At 37.5% G+C, this 18,631-nt stretch carries 12 protein-coding genes; 8 read left to right on the top strand and 4 right to left on the bottom strand.

All coding sequences use genetic code 11. The annotated features are described in order from the left end of the window. Nucleotides 1-34 precede the first annotated feature (34 nt). From HMPREF3032_RS06910 to hydA, 8 genes are all read left to right on the top strand, one after another. Entirely contained in the window at nt 35-3,484 is a 3,450-nt protein-coding gene (locus HMPREF3032_RS06910) for a pyruvate carboxylase (RefSeq protein WP_062403491.1), read from the top strand. Between the two features lie 258 nt (nt 3,485-3,742). Further along, nucleotides 3,743-4,936 carry an aminotransferase-like domain-containing protein gene (locus HMPREF3032_RS06905; RefSeq protein ID WP_062403385.1) on the top strand — a complete coding sequence of 398 codons (1,194 nt, stop codon included), beginning with the start codon at nt 3,743-3,745 and terminating at the stop codon, nt 4,934-4,936. Between the two features lie 255 nt (nt 4,937-5,191). Further along, nucleotides 5,192-6,016: an Mrp/NBP35 family ATP-binding protein gene (locus HMPREF3032_RS06900; protein WP_009354132.1), complete on the top strand. Its 825-nt coding sequence runs from the start codon at nt 5,192-5,194 to the stop codon at nt 6,014-6,016. Nucleotides 6,017-6,072: 56 nt separating this feature from the next. Continuing rightward, nucleotides 6,073-7,386: a M18 family aminopeptidase gene (locus HMPREF3032_RS06895; RefSeq protein ID WP_082717813.1), complete on the top strand. Its 1,314-nt coding sequence runs from the start codon at nt 6,073-6,075 to the stop codon at nt 7,384-7,386. 1 nt (nt 7,387) lies between these two features. Further along, nucleotides 7,388-7,945 (top strand): hypothetical protein, encoded by a 558-nt coding sequence (locus HMPREF3032_RS06890; protein WP_062403383.1) that lies wholly within the window; start codon nt 7,388-7,390, stop codon nt 7,943-7,945. A 126-nt stretch (nt 7,946-8,071) separates the two neighbouring features. Then, on the top strand, nt 8,072-10,981 hold the full coding sequence (locus HMPREF3032_RS06885; protein WP_062403380.1) for an insulinase family protein: 2,910 nt from the start codon (nt 8,072-8,074) through the stop codon (nt 10,979-10,981). 379 nt (nt 10,982-11,360) lie between these two features. Beyond that, nucleotides 11,361-12,824 (top strand): NCS1 family nucleobase:cation symporter-1, encoded by a 1,464-nt coding sequence (locus HMPREF3032_RS06880; protein WP_062403377.1) that lies wholly within the window; start codon nt 11,361-11,363, stop codon nt 12,822-12,824. A 52-nt stretch (nt 12,825-12,876) separates the two neighbouring features. After that, nucleotides 12,877-14,259, top strand: a complete 1,383-nt coding sequence (gene hydA / locus HMPREF3032_RS06875) for a dihydropyrimidinase (protein WP_062403374.1) — start codon at nt 12,877-12,879, stop codon at nt 14,257-14,259. Nucleotides 14,260-14,643: 384 nt separating this feature from the next. Here hydA and HMPREF3032_RS06870 read toward each other — a convergent pair whose 3' ends face one another. The 4 genes from HMPREF3032_RS06870 to HMPREF3032_RS06855 form a co-directional block, all read right to left on the bottom strand. Then, nucleotides 14,644-15,030 (bottom strand): hypothetical protein, encoded by a 387-nt coding sequence (locus HMPREF3032_RS06870; protein ID WP_062403373.1) that lies wholly within the window; start codon nt 15,028-15,030, stop codon nt 14,644-14,646. 157 nt (nt 15,031-15,187) lie between these two features. Then, on the bottom strand, nt 15,188-15,946 hold the full coding sequence (locus HMPREF3032_RS06865; RefSeq protein ID WP_062403371.1) for a TIGR03943 family putative permease subunit: 759 nt from the start codon (nt 15,944-15,946) through the stop codon (nt 15,188-15,190). Beyond that, the gene (locus tag HMPREF3032_RS06860; RefSeq protein WP_082717811.1) at nt 15,943-17,430 is read right to left on the bottom strand and encodes a permease; all 1,488 of its coding nucleotides are present in this window, start codon (nt 17,428-17,430) and stop codon (nt 15,943-15,945) included. Before HMPREF3032_RS06860 ends, HMPREF3032_RS06865 begins: the two co-directional genes overlap by 4 nt. A gap of 5 nt (nt 17,431-17,435) precedes the next feature. Beyond that, entirely contained in the window at nt 17,436-18,476 is a 1,041-nt protein-coding gene (locus tag HMPREF3032_RS06855) for a CobW family GTP-binding protein (protein ID WP_062403367.1), read from the bottom strand. Nucleotides 18,477-18,631: the final 155 nt, after the last annotated feature.

Below are 18,631 nucleotides of genomic sequence, written 5' to 3'. Positions count from 1 at the left end.
ATACTGGAATATGCAAAGTTGAGGAGGGATTATGATGAAACAAATACGCTCGCTATTAGTAGCAAACCGTGGTGAAATCGCTATTCGTGTACTTCGTGCGTGTAACGAAATGGGAATCCGTACGGTAGCTATTTATTCTAACGAAGATGCACTTTCATTACATCGCAATCAAGCAGATGAATCTTATTTAGTAGGGGAAGGTAAAAAACCTGTAGATGCATACTTAGATATTGAAGATATTATTCGTATTGCGAAGGAACATGACGTAGATGCGATCCATCCAGGGTATGGCTTCTTATCTGAAAATGCACATTTTGCACAACGTTGTGAAGAAGAAGGGATTACGTTCATCGGACCTAAAGTAGAACATTTAGTGATGTTCGGTGACAAAGTAAATGCTCGTATTCAAGCCAAAAAAGCAGATATACCGATGATTCCTGGCAGTGATGGTCCATTGAAAGACTTTGCAGAATTAGAAGCATTTGCTGAGAAATATGGCTATCCATTGATGATCAAAGCCGTGAATGGCGGTGGTGGTCGTGGTATGCGTGAAGTAAGAAAATATGAAGAACTTCGCGATGCTTATGATCGTGCAAAATCTGAAGCAAAAATGGCTTTTGGCGATGATGATGTGTACGTAGAAAAATTAATTGTAGAGCCAAAACATATCGAAGTCCAAATTATCGGTGATGAACATGGCAATATCGTACATTTACATGAACGGGATTGTTCTATCCAACGTCGACATCAAAAAGTAGTAGAAGTGGCGCCAGCCTTTGCCTTATCCCGTGATTTGCGTGACCGTATTTGTGCAGCCGCTGTGAAAATCATGAAACATGTGAACTATGTCAGCGCTGGTACGGTAGAATTCTTGGTAACCGCAGATGGAAACTTCTATTTCATTGAAGTCAACCCTCGTATCCAAGTAGAACATACAGTGACAGAAATGATCACAGGTATCGATATTGTACATACGCAAATTCGCATTGCCGAAGGTCACGATTTACACAGTGAAGCAGTGGCAATTCCTGCACAAGAAAATATCCGTTGTGAAGGGGTAGCTATCCAATGTCGTATTACTACAGAAGATCCAAATAACAACTTTATGCCAGACACTGGTAAATTAATTACGTACCGTAGTTCTGGTGGTTTCGGTATTCGTTTGGACGGCGGTAATGCTTTCACAGGCGCTGTCATTACACCATACTATGATTCCTTGCTAGTAAAAGCTACATCTTGGGCGTTGTCCACAGAAGAAGCTATCCGTAAAATGTTGCGTTGCTTGCGGGAGTTCCGTATTCGTGGTGTAAAAACGAATGTGCACTTCTTGGTGAATGTATTAGAACATGAAGTGTTCCAATCTGGGGATTACAATGTTCATTTTATTGATGAGCACCCAGAATTATTTAAATTAAGACACGCTAAAGATAGAGGTACAAAACTGCTTCGCTACATCGCTGATGTAACTGTCAATGGTTACAATGGACATAAAGAAGAAGTACCAACATTTGAACCTCTCATTATGCCGTCTAATGTACCAGGTGCACCAGCAGCAGGTACAAAACAAAAATTGGATGAATTAGGACCAGAAAAATTCTCTAAATGGGTTCAAGAACAACCAAAAGTATTGTTTACAGATACCACATGGCGTGATGCGCATCAATCTTTATTTGCGACTCGTTTGCGTACAGCTGATATGGCTCGTGTGGCTGGTCGTGTTGCGAAGGGATTGCCTAATTTGTTCTCCTTAGAATGTTGGGGTGGTGCAACGTTTGATGTGGCGTATCGTTTCTTGCATGAAGATCCATGGGAACGGTTGCGCATGTTCCGTGAACAAGTGCCAAACATCTTGTTACAAATGTTACTTCGTGGCTCTAATGCCGTAGGATACACAAGCTATGCGGACAATGTGGTGCGTGAATTTATCCGATTAGCTGGCAAAAATGGTATCGATGTATTCCGTATTTTCGACAGCTTAAATAGCTTAGATAATATGAAAGTTGCTATCGATGAAGTTCGTAATCAAGGTAAAGTAGCAGAAGTGGCTTTATGCTACACAGGAGATATTTTAGATCCTCGCCGTGATAAATATAATTTGGCATATTATGTCAATATGGGTAAAGAACTGGCAGCAGCAGGGGCTAATATTTTAGCTATCAAAGATATGGCTGGTTTATTAAAACCTCAAGCAGCGTATAATTTAGTAAGTGCATTAAAAGATGCAGTAGACTTACCAATTCATTTACATACCCATGAAGGTTCTGGCAATGCCATATACTCCTATGGTCGTGCAGTAGATGCAGGAGTAGATATTATCGACTTAGCATATTCTGCTTTTGCCAATGGTACAAGTCAACCTAGCATGAGCTCCATGTACTATGGTTTGACTGGACATGATCGTCAACCAACTATGAATGTAGCCTATATGGAAGAAGCATCCAACTACTTTGGTTCTATTCGTCCATACTACAAAGGAGTAGATCATACATCTTCGTATCCAAATACAACGGTATACCAACATGAAATGCCTGGCGGACAGTATTCAAACTTACAACAACAAGCGAAAAGTGTGGGTCTTGGAGAGCGTTGGGAAGACATTAAACGTGTGTATCATGAAGTGAGCATGCTATTTGGTGATATCATCAAAGTAACGCCATCTTCTAAAATTGTTGGCGATATGACTTTGTTCATGGTTCAAAATAATTTGACAGAACAAGATATCTACGACAAAGGGGATACATTGGACTTCCCACAATCTGTGGTGGAATTCTTCAAAGGCTACATTGGTACTCCATATTTGGGATTCCCTGAACGGTTACAACAAATTGTCTTAAAAGGTGAGAAACCATTGGATGGTCGCCCTGGTGCTATGTTGCCATCAGTTGACTTTGAAGCGGTTCGTAAAGAACTAGCAGAGAAAGGGGCAGGTACTACCGATGAAGATGTGATTGCTCACTGCTTATATTCTAAGGTATTTGCTGATTATAGCACGTTCAAACATGACTATTCTGATGTAAGTGTATTGGATACACCAACTTTCTTCTTTGGCATGAAACGTGGTGAAAGCGTAGAAGTGACTATCGAACAAGGTAAAACATTGGTAATCAAATACATTCAAATGAGTGAAGCTGATGAAGATGGTACTCGTCATGTGTTGTTTGAATTAAATGGTCAACCTAGAACGATTAAAATTCATGACAAACATATTAAAACAACAGGCGTGGTGCGTCATAAAGTGGATCCAACCAAACCTGGTGAGGTAGGTGCTACTTTATCCGGTTCTGTGGTGAAAATTGTGGCACAAGTGGGTCAAGCTGTGAAAAAAGGTGATGCCCTTGTAGTGACAGAAGCGATGAAGATGGAGACTACTATTACAGCGCCAGTATCTGGTGTGGTAGGTGTCATCCATGTTCGTGAAGGTAGCCGTATTGAAAGTGGCGATTGCTTGTTAACTATTGAAGAACAAGCGCATGTAGCAAACTAGATGATACGATTTATATTGTCTCAGTATGTCAGATATATGCCAAGTTATGGTGTAAATTATGATGTAGGCTATAGTATATAACATGCAAAAACAGGAGCAACTCTGTTGCTCCTGTTTATCATATCTGAGAGGGATATGGTGTAACTATCAGTTATATACGCGTATCCTATACATAGTTTTTTTATTATATATTTGATGTTTTATGATTGTATAGCCATAGTATTGAAATAAATAAGAAATATAAAAGGAGTGATTCTTATGGCATTTGTATTGCCAGAACGGTCTATTAGCAAAGGACCTAATTTCATTCGAGATGTGTTTGAACGGGGCGCAGGGATTCCTGGATTTATTAGTTTTGGGATAGGAAATCCAGCTGGTGAAGTGGTGCCAGTAGCGGAAATTCAAGCTGCCTTTGACTACATTGTACATACGAATCCATTAGAGATTTTACAATATGGTCCTATGCAAGGAGATGCGAAGTTAGCAGAGCAAACATTGCATCGTTTGGTACATGTGCATCATATGCCTACCCAAAACCAACAGTTGTTATTGTCCATCGGGGCAGGCCAAGATTTAGGGTTAGTACCTCGCACAGTGTGTGATGCTGGCGATGAAGTGTACATGGATGCCTATACGTTCACCAGTGCGATTAATGCGGTACGTAGTGTGGGAGCCAAAGCGGTAGGCATTCCTACCGATGGGGATGGTATGATTCCAGAAGCTTTGGAAGAAGCGGCAAAATCTGGAAAAGGTAAATATATCTATCTGATTCCTAACTTTCAAAACCCTACAGGTATTACTATGCCTTTAGAACGAAGAAAAGCGATTTATGAAATTGCAAAAGCTTATGATTTGTTCATTTACGAAGATGATCCGTATGGAGAAATTCGCTTTGGCGGTGAGCGAGTGCCTACTTTCAAAGAAATGGATACGGATAATCGTGTGCTATATGCAGGGTCCTATTCTAAAACGATTTCTGCAGGATTGCGAGTTGGTTTTTTGTATGGTCCAAGCGAAGTAATCCAAGCTATCCAAGTGATGAAGAATAATTGTGATGGTCAAATGCCATTAGTCACACAACGTGTAGTAAGCCATTTGCTAGAACATATCGATTATGATGAGCAAATCCAAAAGGTATGTAAGGTGTATCAAGAAAAATGCCATGTTATGTTAGATACATTTCGTCAATACGGTAGTTCTAAAGTACATTTAACAGAACCTACGGGAGGAATGTTTATATGGATGACTTTGCCAGACCACGTGGACTGTGACGCTTTCTTTGAAGAGGCCATTGCGCGAAAAGTAGGCATTGTGAAAAGTGGAGCTTTTGCTGCTGATGGCGTTCCCTATGGACAACACTTCCGTTTAAGCTATACTGTGCCATCTCTTGAAGACATCCGCAAAGGCATGCAAATTATTGGAGAATTGACACGTGAGTATTGTGGGGACTAAATATTTCCACTGCACATGTATTTTATAAAGATGAATTACGAGCGCAACATATATAAGGTAATTGTTTTGGTTACTTATGACTATGTTGCGCTTATCTTATATGAGAGTGTTACAAAATTTTTATATCCTATGATATAATAGGAATATACCTATAGATATATAGGATATACCATACATTCATAGGTGTGAATGGCAGTACTTATATTGGTAAAGAAAGTTCTAAGGACTTTCAGACATATAGAAAGAAGGTTTATAATGGCATGTGGAGATAACGGTGGTTGCGGCGGTTGCGCATCTTCTAGCGGATGCGGTACGCAACAACCAGTAGATTTGACAGTAAAAACAAATGATAGAAGTCATGTGAAAAAGGTCATCGGCATTGTATCCGGTAAGGGCGGTGTTGGTAAATCTTTGGTCACAAGCTTGATGGCAGTGAGTCAATCTCGTAAAGGCAAATCTGTAGGGATTCTTGATGGAGATATTACAGGTCCATCCATTCCAAAAGTATTTGGTTTGAAAGACAAAGTGCGTAGCGATGATGGTAAATTGATGTATCCTATCGTGTCTAAAAATGGCGTGAAAGTGATGTCTGTGAATTTGCTATTAGATGATGAATCGGATCCAGTCCTTTGGAGAGGTCCTGTGGTAGGTAATGTGGTAAAACAATTCTTCTCCGATACAGTATGGGGCGATGTAGATTACTTGTTCGTGGATATGCCTCCAGGAACAGGAGACGTAGCCATGACGGTATTCCAATCCTTACCATTGGACGGTATTATCGTGGTTACATCCCCTCAAGATTTAGTATCTATGATTGTGGAAAAAGCTGTAAAAATGGCGGATATGATGCAAGTACCTATTATTGGTGTAGTGGAAAACTTTGCTTATTTCCATTGCCCAGATAATGGAAAAGATTATAAAATCTTTGGTGAAAGTCACATTGATGAAGTATTGAAAAAATACAATTTATTGTTACTAGGCCGACTACCAATTGATCCTAAAGTAGCAGAGTTGTGTGATGCCGGTGAGATTGAAACCATAACAACAACAAATTTAGAATCAGTAGGCTTACCAGAGTAAGCGTGGACAATACCATAGTGTACGTTGTACCTATGGTATTTTTCATAGGAGGAACTATGTGTGAACAGAATAAAGTCGCAACTATGTATGCTGACTTTTTTGATTATATTGAAAGCTCTACCTCACCGTATCATACGGTGGAGGAGTCTTATCGTCGCATAGAGGAACAAGGCTTTACACCTTTATCGATGGATGAAGAATGGAATTTGGTGGCAGGGGATTATGTCATTGATGTATATGGTACTACTTTAGTGGCAGTCCATATTGGAGAACATCCAAGAGAGACATTACGGATTGCCTCTGCTCATACCGATTTTCCAGGATTTCGGGTGAAGCCTAATGCCATGATTACGGACAAAGGGTATGGTAAGCTGAATGTAGAAAGTTATGGTGGATTAATTCAATATACTTGGTTCGATCGACCTCTTTCTCTGGCTGGTGTGGTAGTGACAAAAGGAAAAGGGTTAGACCTAGAGACACATTACGTAGATATAGCAAAGCCGGTGGCTACTATCCCTAGCTTAGCGATTCATATGAATCGACAAGTTAATGAAAAGGCTGTGTTTAACAAGCAAAAAGAGATGTTACCACTCATTTTAATGCGTGGCCTTGGCACGGAGTACGAAGACGACAAAACTTTATTAAAAGCCTTATTAGCCGAAGAAATTGGCTGTGAACCAGCAGATATTTTATCCTATGAGTTGACCGTGTATAATACGGATACAGTGGAAACTGTTGGCTTTGATGCGGAATATATCAGTGCGCCACGATTAGATAATCTTACATCCTGTTATGCTTGCTTACAAGGAATTGTAAGTGCCAAAAAACAACAGGCTACAGGGATTCGTATGGCATTCCTATTTGACCACGAAGAGGTGGGAAGTCGTACAAAACAAGGAGGAGCCTCCTTGTTATTACCCAATGTAGTACGCCGTGTGTACCGTGCCTTGGGGCTTTCAGAGGAAGCCTGTGAAGCGGATATTGCAAAAGGGTTCATGATTTCTTCTGATGTGGCTCATGGATATCATCCTAATTATGGCGAGAAAAATGATATTACAAATTACCCAACTTTGAATGGTGGCGTAGTTTTAAAAATAGCTAGCTCTCAATCCTATGCGGGAGATGCGGTGGCACAAGCGATTGTGACCGATTTATGTGAGACCCATGGTATTAAGCATCAAATTTATGTGAATCGATCGGATATTCCAGGCGGATCTACAGTAGGCTCTATTTCTTCAGCGCAATTAGTGATGCGAACTATGGATGTAGGTTTACCACTGTTGGCCATGCATTCCGCACGTGAGTTGATGGGTACCTATGACCAAATTGAGTTAAATCGATTATTAACTGTATTTTTAGGGGAGGTATAACATGGTTTCTATGATGGCAATTTTTGTAGCTTTAGTATTGAATCGAATTTCTACACCCTTTCAACGTATGTTTTATGAACAATCGACGGTGAAGGAACAGCAAAAAGAAGAAGTTACAAAAGCTTTACAATTATTAGGTATGTTGGTGCTTGCTGTGTATGGTGTGACTGGGAATATTACATTACTAGGAATTGATGGAGTCACCATTGTACAGACTATTTGTGCTATTGCATTAGGTATGGCCCTAGTACAAGTGTTAGAAATTGTTTCGGTATCTCATTTGCGCCCTATTTTAGAAGGGCAACAAGTACCTAAGAATGTATATGATCGTTGGATTTGGGATACTATTTTTATCGTAGGTTTGTTGGCAGCGCATGTACGGTATGGCTTAGAATTTTCCTATATGATTCTTGCTTGGTTATTGTATATTCTGATTCCTTATGGAGTGACACGATATAATATGAGTCATGGCATTGCTTTTGGGATTGGTAGAAAAGCGTATAAATGGGGAACTGTCATTTGGATTTTTGCCGGTCTTATCCATTTGTTTGTATTATGATTCTCAGTGAGAACATGATATAATTAGTGAGCATTATGACAAAATGTTATACACATATATAACAACGGTCAGAACTAGTTTACTAGGGATGGCCGTTGCATGTTTAGTAGATAGAAAAGAGGTATTATGAAGTTAGATACAGTCTATGCAGGCTTTCGTGTAGAGCGAATTGAACCTGTTCAAGAGGTGAATGGCACAGCCTACATGCTTAAGCATGAGCAATCTGGTGCTCGTTTGTTATACATAGATACGGAAGATACAAATAAAGTATTTCATGTAGCATTCCGTACACCCCCTCATGATAGCACAGGGGTAGCTCATATTTTGGAACATTCTGTGCTATGTGGTTCTCGCAAATTTCCTTTAAAAGAGCCCTTTGTTGAACTAGTAAAAGGCTCTTTGAACACATTCTTAAATGCTATGACATACTCTGATAAAACAGTGTATCCAGTGGCAAGTAAGAATGATGCAGACTTTCATAATTTGATGGATGTCTATTTGGATGCCGTATTCTATCCTCGTGTAGCTAAGGATCCGATGATCGTTATGCAAGAGGGATGGCATTATGAATTGGAATCTCCAGAAGATCCATTGACCTATAAAGGCGTTGTCTATAACGAGATGAAAGGGGTGTATTCCTCACCTGACTCTCAATTAGATCATCATAAGATGAAATTGTTATATCCTGATACTACCTATGGGCATGATTCTGGTGGATATCCTGACAATATTACAGATTTGACCTATGAAAACTTTAAAGCCTTCTACGATTCTTATTACCATCCGTCCAATAGCTATATTTATTTATATGGAGATATGAATATTGAAGAAACCTTAGCATTTATCGATGGGGAATATTTGTCAAACTTCCAGGCTATTGACGTAGATTCTAGCATTGCCATGCAAGCTCCTTTATCTGAACCAGTGGTGGCATCTTTCCCATATGGTATTGGCAATGATGAAAGTGATAAGGGCAAAGCTATTCATTCCTTAACCTATGTATTCCCAGAAATGTCATTTACTCAAAGCTTAGCTTTTGAAGTGTTGAATCATGCCTTATTTACATCTGGCTCAGCGCCGTTGAAAGAAGCTTTAGTAAAAGCAAATATTGGTAGTGATGTAAGTGGCGCTTACATGGATGGGATTCGTCAGCCATTGTTTGAAATTAGTGTCACAGGTTCTGAAATCGAAAAACAAGCACAGTTGCAGGAAGTGGTGGAAAATACATTACGCCAATTAGTAGATGCAGGTTTAGATAAGGAATTGTTAGAGGCATCCTTAAATCGTATTGAGTTCATTTTGCGTGAAGCCGATTTTGGAGGGCGTCCAATTGGACTTGCTTACGGCTTACGAGTGATGGATAATTGGCTATATGACGAAGATCCTATTGAGTTGTTACGATATGAACCAGTATTGAAAGTACTTCGTGAAGGATTATCTACTGATTTCTATGAAAAATTATTGCGTACCTATATCTTAGATAACACGCATAAAGGCTTAGTTTCTCTGTATCCAGAAAAAGGTTTGCAAGAGAAAAAAGAACAAGAAGAGACTGCTAAACTAGCGGCTATTAAATTAAATATGAGTGAAGAAGAAATTGCCCATATTATTGATCAAACAGCGAAATTAAAAGAAATGCAACAAGCCGTAGATTCTGAAGAAGCACTGGCAACCATTCCTTTATTAGAATTGTCTGATATTTCTCCTGTAGTAGAAGTAACACCACGTCGTGAAATTGACCATAAAGGTATTCGTGTGCATCACATTGATGTACCAGCTCGTGGCATTAACTATGTTAGCTTGTACTTTAATATGGAATCCTTGCGAGAAGATGAATTATTCTATGCAGAGCTATTGTCAGATGTATTAGGCCGACTAGATACAGAACGTTTTACCTATGCAGAGATAGCAAAAGAAATAAATCTACATTTAGGCGGCTATACCATGGATGTATTGCCAGTGTCTATCCATAATGAACGTGATGCATTTGTACCATTAGCGGTTGTTCGTAGTAAGGCGTTAGCATCCAACATTGGTCATTTAACATCTCTACTTGGAGAGATTATAGGACGTACAAAGTTTGATAGTCAAGAACGTCTTGTAGAATTATTAAAAGAAGGAAAGGCCATCTGGGATACAGAAGCATTCCGCCGTGGTAATACGATTGTTACTAACTTGCTTATGGCGAAAGTATCGAAAATTGGTAAATTTAGAGACCAAGATACATTAGGCTATTTCCGCCGTTTAGTCGAAGTCTTAGACAATGAAACATTACTAGCTGGTGTGACAGAACAATTGATGAAAGTACAACAACGTTTATTCCGTAAAGATAACTTGGAAGTATCTTTTGTAGGTACTATTGAAGAACTAGAAACTTTCTTAGCACATCTAGACGATATCACTACTGTTTTAAGTGATGATAGTTGGGAAGCACAGCTAGAGATGACTCAATCCTATGTGAATGAAGGCTTAGCTACATCTGGTAAGGTGCAATATGTGGCAAAAGGTGGTAACTTCCGTGATCATGGTGGTACACATACAGGTACCATGAGCGTCCTAGAAACTATGTTACGCTACGATTATCTGTGGAACTTGATTCGTGTACAAGGTGGAGCGTATGGAGCCTTTGCTAACTTCCATAATAATGGTAATATGGTATTCTGTTCCTACCGTGATCCAAACTTGGAAAATACATTACAAGTGTACGATGGATTGCCGACGTATTTACGTGAATTAGATTTATCTCCACGAGAAATGCGTAAATATATCATTGGTACTATGAGTGGACTGGATGTATCTAATACACCATTCCTACAAGGAGCTCGCGCTATGAGTTTATACTTTGGGAACACCAATGAAGCAAATATGACGGCTTTCCGTCAACAAGTCTTGGAAACAACAGTAGAAGACTTACGTGGATTAGCAGATGTCATTGAAAAAGTACTACAAGATAACCATATCGTAGTCATGGGTAGCGAACAGCGTATCAAAGAAGCAGAACAGCTTTTTGATAAAGTGAGTAACCTAGTGCAATAACTTCATACGAATATAGTAAAAGCCATACCCTATCTGGGAAACCAGAGGGGTATGGCTTTTGTGATAGCATTTATAGATAGTAATGCAGTATTAAAATGTAAGCCTATTTTTAGGGACGATATTATAGTGAAAAATATCTGAAATTAGTCCTATAAAACATACCTGATATGAGTAAAAAGGATAGGTGTTATAAAATATTAATTTTACTAATTTAAAACTTGAATTTAACAATATGAATATATTTAAAATGAGAAATGCAAAGGTACATAAACAATATATTACAAATAAGTAACTTAACAATCACTGTTTTTATGTTAAAAAGATTGATTTAGAAAGTTGATAGATATATTATTAAGTTAATTAGAAAGGGGGAGTTCTTATGAAAGAACTGTTTCAAAAAAGAGTAGGAGATATTTATGATCTAACTCCTAAAGGTGTAGACATAATTAACGAAGGACCAAATGCGTATAGTAAAGCAACAGCCCCAATATCATCTGAAGATAGAGACTGGTCGACTAAAGATATCGCAAACTTGTGGGTTGGTCTAATTGTCTCTATTGCGGTTTATCAGGTGGCGAGTGGATTATTAGTTGCAGGCATGAATTGGTATGAAGCATTATTTACAATCATATTGGGTCATACTATTGTCATGGGAGTTGCAATCATTATTGGGCACTATGGTACAAGGTATGGGATGACATATCCATTGTTGGGAAAAATTATCTTTGGACCAAAAGGTTTAATATTTCCATCAATAGTAAGAGGAATATTAGGTGTCTTTTGGTTTGGTGTCCAAGCTTGGATTGGAGGACAAGCAACTTTTATAATTATTTCAACACTATTTCCCTCATTTTTAGAATTAGAGTTTATCGGATATTTTATTTCATTTATTATTTTTTGGATTATCAATGTATATATTGCAGCATCAGGCAATAAAGCTGTAAAATATCTTGAAGGTTTTTCCGCTCCCGTCTTAATTCTTCTTAGTTTTGTTGTAATTATATGGGGATTTAGTACAGCGAATTGGAGTTTAGATACATTATTATCTGCAAAAGTACTTGACTCAAAAGAAGGGGTAGGTTTTTGGGAGTTATTTTGGCCTGCTTTATCTGCTATGATTGCTTTTGATGGAGGTATTGCTTTATCAATGCCAGACTTTACAAGAAACTGCTTTAAACAGCGGAATCAAATAGTAGGACAATTAATAAGTGCTCCGTTAATGACTGGATATATTTCTTTTGTAGGGATTTGTGGTACAGCAGGAGCATATCTAGCTTTCAATAAGGAAATTTGGGAGCCAGCAATTATTGTAGGTAATTTTGAAAACGCATTTATCAGAATACTATTTTCCTTATTTATTATTTTTGCTGTATTAACAACTAATGTGGCAGGTAACCTTATTCCGCCGATTAACATTGTAGCAACTTATGTTCGTGGAAGATTATCTTATAAAGCAGTATCGATAATAACAGCATCATTGGCTTTACTAGCTCGTCCATGGGACTCTTTATCTAGCGCTTACCACTTAATTTTCGATGTTACACAACTATTGGGAGCGTTATTAGGACCATTAACAGGCATATATATTGTTTCATATTTATTTGAACTGAATAAAGAGATTGATATGGTAGATGCTTTTAAGACTACTGAAGGTAAATATTATTATAATAATGGCTGGAATATAAAAGCTTGTATATTATTTATAATTTTTACTGCTATTATTTTTGTAAGTAGAGAAGTGCCATCATTGCATTTTATATTTGATAATTCATATGTATATGGCGTAATAATCACAGGATTTATTTATTGGTTAATGCTTAAATTGGATAATAAACAAAAGTAGATATTATTAATAATAAGTTAAATGTTTAATTGCCTATTTATAGGAGTTTCTTATGAGAACTTTATTAAAGGGTGGAATAATTGTGACGGATACCCAAATATCCCGTGGTGATATTCTTATTGAAGAAGAAAAGATTTTGGCGATTGGAGATTTTAAGGACTCTGATGCTGATAAAATTTATGATGTTTCTGGTTGTTATGTTATGCCAGGCGGTATAGATCCTCATACTCACATGGAGTTGCAACAAAGTCCTGACTATCGCTCTGTTGACGATTTTTATACAGGAACTGTAGCAGCTGCAGTTGGTGGGACGACAACTATTTTGGATCATATTGCTTTTGGACCTAAAGGGTGTAACTTGCATTATTCAATTGATATTTATCATGAATTAGCCAAGAAGTCAGTTATAGATTATGGATTTCATGGAGTTATTCAAGAAGTTAATTCTAATATATTAAATGAATTAAATGATATCATTACTAATGAAGGCATTCCATCGTTCAAAGCGTATTCAACTTATGGCTATGCTATGACAGAAGTAGACTTTGCGTTACTTTTGAGACAAATGAAAATTTCAAAAGGAATTTTGACTATACATTGTGAAAATGATGCTATGACAAGGTATTATCAGTCTGAATGTATAAAAAATAAACAACTAGAACCCATTTACCATGCTAAATCTAGGCCTAATATGACTGAAGCTGAAACCGTGGATACATTGTTATCTATTGCTAAAATGGAGGGGGATGCACCGGTGTATATTGTCCATACATCTGCAAGAGAATCAGTAAAACGAATTGAACTGGCAAGAATGATAGGACAAAAAAATGTTTATAGTGAAACTTGTCCACAATATTTACTTTTAGATGAGTCTAAATATTATAAAGAAGGACCTATTGAAGGGACTAAATATTTGATGGCCCCACCATTAAGGACAAAAGAAGATCAAAATTATTTATGGAAAGCTATTACTAAAGGTAGTATACAGACCATTGGAACCGATCATTGTCCTTTTATGTTTGAACGGGATAAAAGAAAAGCTGCAAATAACTTTACATTAGCCCCGGGTGGGATACCAGGTGTAGAGGAACGTATGATTATTTTGTTTTCAGAAGGGGTATTAAAAAATCGTATTTCGTTAAATGATTATGTTAGTATTACTAGTACAAATGCTGCTAAAATATTTGGAATGTATCCGCAAAAAGGCTCTTTAGCTCCGCAATCTGATGCCGATATTGTTGTTATTGACCCAAGTAAAACAGGCGTAATTAGTGTCAAAAACCAGTATAGTGTTTGTGATTATAATACATATGAGGGATTAACAGTAAATGGAGAAGTACATTTAGTATTTTCACGTGGAAAATTGATAGCAAAGGATAGGCAATTCTGTGGGGCTAAAGGAGATGGGAAATTTATTTATAGAATGTTAAGTTGATATTAAACACGAATATAGAAAAACTAAGACCACGTTTATTATAATTAATAAATGTGGTCTTAGCTAATTAGAATATTTAAGCTATAGGTAATTTTTTGTCGTGTGTAAAAATTATTGGGGGGATAATTAATAGAACCATAAATTATCTCGAATAGTATAGGCCAAACCTATTCCGTGCGTCATATATTCAAATATTTTATGATGTGGGATTACAATTGAAGTATAATGTGTTCTCATTGTGTTGGTATAGTACCTCCACATATCAGTTGCTTATACATCTATATCTAGAAGATGCATATAGATTGTATAGAAGTTGCGAATATAAAGTGTGTATATTGGTGTAGAAAATAATACTATATTAGAGTTGGTATATTTAATATGGAATTAATAGATGTAATATCCATCAATATAATAAGGCCAACCAATGCTATTTATTGTATATAGGAAAATCTTGTTATTAGGGTCAACAACGGAACTATTACCTCTCATTGTATTGGTGTAATATCGCCACATATCTGTTTTATACTTGATGAAGTTCCATGTTAGTACTTCTTTTACTCTACCATTTTGTATACGCTTTACAGATACAGATATCCAAGGACCATTTTGGGATTTGCCATAAGAAATTGTGTCATCCATAATATAAGTATCTAGGTTTTCGTATCGATCGTAGCTTACCCAAATATCGGTCGCATTTACAGGTATTTGCATAAAGCAAAATAAGAACAGAGCAAAGCAAGAAGAAATTAAAGCGATAGTCATTCGTTTCATTAGAAGACTCCTTTCGATTTACATCTATAGAAATATATTTATTATTTATTCTAACATAGGTAGTAGCAGATATGAATAGTATATTAATAAAAACCACGCATATCAGTGATAATACTGACATACGTGGTTTTCTCATATCTTAATCATCTATTACTTATTAGTTAGGGAAAATATATCCATCGATAGCATCGGCTTGTGTAATTTTGCTGTTTACGATGTAAGGCTGTTCTACGCCGTGGAAGTTACGAGTGCCGATAGTTCCTTCCATTGTATACCAAGTATGCTCTAATAATGGCGTAGTAGAGGAGTACTCAGTAGGTAATCCGAATGGTGACATATCTGCTACGCAACAAATCATTAGATCACGAGCTAATACAAAATCGTTACCTTGTAATGCTTTGTCATGATAAGAAATATAGCCTGTAGCAGATACGGTATATCCTTTATACTTTTCAATGTGATTAGATACTTTTAAAATGGTATCGTAATAATTTCTAGATGTTAATGTAATGTGTCGATGCGTATCATCGATACCATCACCAATGTTTTTATAATCGTTCGTTGGAACTGGTTCTTTGGTAATGGAAATAACTTGATCTACCGGTTCTTCTGCTGGTAATGCAAAGGCTTGGGCATGGAAGATGGATGGACTTAATAGTAAAGTACATAATCCGTATAGGATAGCATTTCGATAAGAAGAGCCATAGGATTTACGGAATATGTTTTTGCTCGCTTTAATCGTGCTCCATAATAGTAATAATGTCAAGGCCCATAGTAAAGCGATGATATAGGAATTAGGGGCAATTAAGCGATAGATGGAGCCTGTTGTTAATAAATATAACAAGGACAGGCTGCAGCTAGCAGAGGCTACGACTTCTACCGCTGCGTGGATGTTAATTGTAGGAATGTATTTCATAGTGCATAACCTCCTATGATCGAAAATAGTATACATATAATCGTTGTTCCTAGAATAATGGAAATACTATATACTTTCACAAAGGAATTAGGGAACAGATTTCGTAATAAGACGTAGTTTTTAATGTCTAATAAAGGTCCAAACAGTAAGAATGCCAAGATTCCTGGTAAAGGAATGACGTTCATAAAAGACCGGGCGATAATGGCATCTGCAGTAGAGCAGATGGATACGCAAAAGGCGAGTGCCATCATGCCGAAGATGACTAAAATGGAGCCAGATAAGGATATATCTTGCAACCATTGTTTAGGTAAAAATAATTGTAACCCACTACTTAGTATAGACCCAATTATGATAAAGGGCAATAGGCGTAAGGTTTCTTCTTGTAATCTTCCGAAAAATCCTATGTCTTTTGACAGTGATTTTACTAGAGTTAATTGTTTCCATGGAGGGAATGCATCAGTACGACCGTAGATACGAGAGCCACAATATTGGCTTACAATAAAAGCTAGCAAAATTCCTAGTACAGGTCGTCCCCAGAGTATCGTAGGTTCTTTTGGGAACGCATAATACGTGGAGAGTAGTACAATGGGATTTAGCAAAGGACTAATCATCGTAAAGAATAGACTAACTTTCGGTTCCATACCTTGCCGTGTTAGGCTGCGTAAGATAGGGATTACCGCGCAATCACAGAGTGGCATAGTACAAGCCATGATAATAGCTAGTATATAGGCAAATATAGGAGACCGATGTAAATATTTTTCGATACGATAGGGAGAGGCATATTGTTCTACGATGACGGAAATACCAGTCCCTAAGAGCAAGAATGGTATCATCTGTAATAAGATGGCCGTGGTCATAGTTACCCAATTAGGCTGTGCATAAAACATATATCCCAAGGCCAATAGGATAGGGATGATCGCATATTGTTTCCATTGAGGTTTAGACGTTTGTATTGGTTTTGTAATAGGCCATTGCTTCATATCTTGGCAGGCAATCCAAGTGCTATTAGGAGCTAATTCAGTATACTCTTTAGCCTTTTCTTGCGTAGTATTGCCCAGTATGACCGTATCGCTATAGCGAATTTGTGAAAGAGGAATTTCCCCTAAATACGGTAATTGTGACTCCACCCATTCTGGATGGGTTACATAATAGACATGTTTAATAGTTAGCATATCTCCTAAGGGAGAGCGGAGAAAAAGTGTTTCAAACTGTTCTAGGGACCCCATTCCATTCCATTCGATCCAAAGTTCACGATACTGATGGTCTTGTAATATTTGTTGACAAGTGGAGATAGTGTTCTTGGGATCATCGTCGATGGAGAAAGTATGTACTCTTTCGTTGGAAAGAGCAGGACTTTGTAAGCCCTGCTCAAATTGAAAGAGAAGAACATTTGAAATTTTATGACTTTCGATACCAGCTGTGATGGCACTTGTCTTTCCTGAACCGAGAAAGCCCATCACTACATAGGTGGGAATAGTTTGCATAAGTTCTATATTGTTCCGTTAATAAAAGACTGTAACGCATCATTGTTCAAAGATGGACCAATGATGGTTAAATATGAATCATGTAACGTGGTAGGAGTAATCTCTAAACCAGTTCCATTGTATTGTACCAAAGCTTGTCCACCTGTAGAAAGAGGGATGCAACCTTTTAAGCGTAATATATGGCCGGTTGTATTCGTTTCAATGAGAGCTTTCAAATGATGTTGCCACTCATCGATGGTGCGGGGTAAGGTACACTCCACGGTACATGTCAAGAAAGCATCTTTGGCTTGTGCATGATGAGCGATGTGATCATGATGGGGAATCTCAGGATGATTCCGGGCTGTATGATGACCTTTATGGTTTTCAATGTTCTTGTTAGGAGATAAGGCAGACACGGCTTGTTCTCGTGGATACATTGAAATATATTTTGAAAGGGTAATCTCATTCCAAGGCAATATATATATAGGAGCTGCTGGGTTTAAGAGACGAATAATTTCTAAGGTGTTTTGTAGCAAATCTTCATCTTCTTGGTGGCTAATAAAGACTTGGCTAGAGTAAGCAATTTGATCTTTAAAGAAGACACCAAAGTTTTTATAATACATAGGCGCCCGCATAGCATCCACAATGGACACACAACCGGTGAGCTCAATGCGTTTTGCAATAGATGAATCTTTGCAAATAGCTAGAATATCAGATAGTTGACTGACTCCTGATGGTTCAATAATAATATAATCCACATCTTGGGTGTCTAAAATATCTACTAAAGCTCTACGAAAATCGCCGGCTAAGCTACAACAAATGCATCCAGATGTGAGCTCGCGAACAGTATAGCCTTTTTCCCGGAGGATAGCTCCATCTAAATTGACTTGACCAAAATCGTTTTCTAAGATTAAAACTCTTGTTGGATCTGGTAATTCTTGTATTAGTTGCTGAATAAAGGTTGTTTTCCCAGCACCTAAAAAACCAGAGACGATATAGACTTTTACTTTATGAGAGCTTAAGTTTTGTTTAGCTCTAGTAAAAGCACGACTGATTAGCTTCATCATACATTTCACCTCCAATGTGTATAATGCTATATATAATAAAATGAAAGTTCTTGCATGAATAGTATACTCTCTTTTAGTCAGCTATGCATGAATGATTGAGCATTTCAGTCTGTGTAACTCACAACTATTATCAAAATACAGGATAAATGATAAAA

The sequence above is a fragment of the Veillonella sp. DNF00869 genome (genome assembly GCF_001553345.1).
In the GTDB taxonomy this organism is placed as follows: domain Bacteria; phylum Bacillota; class Negativicutes; order Veillonellales; family Veillonellaceae; genus F0422.
Note: the sequence above shows the minus strand (reverse complement) of the source record. Positions and strands in the feature narration are given on the sequence as shown.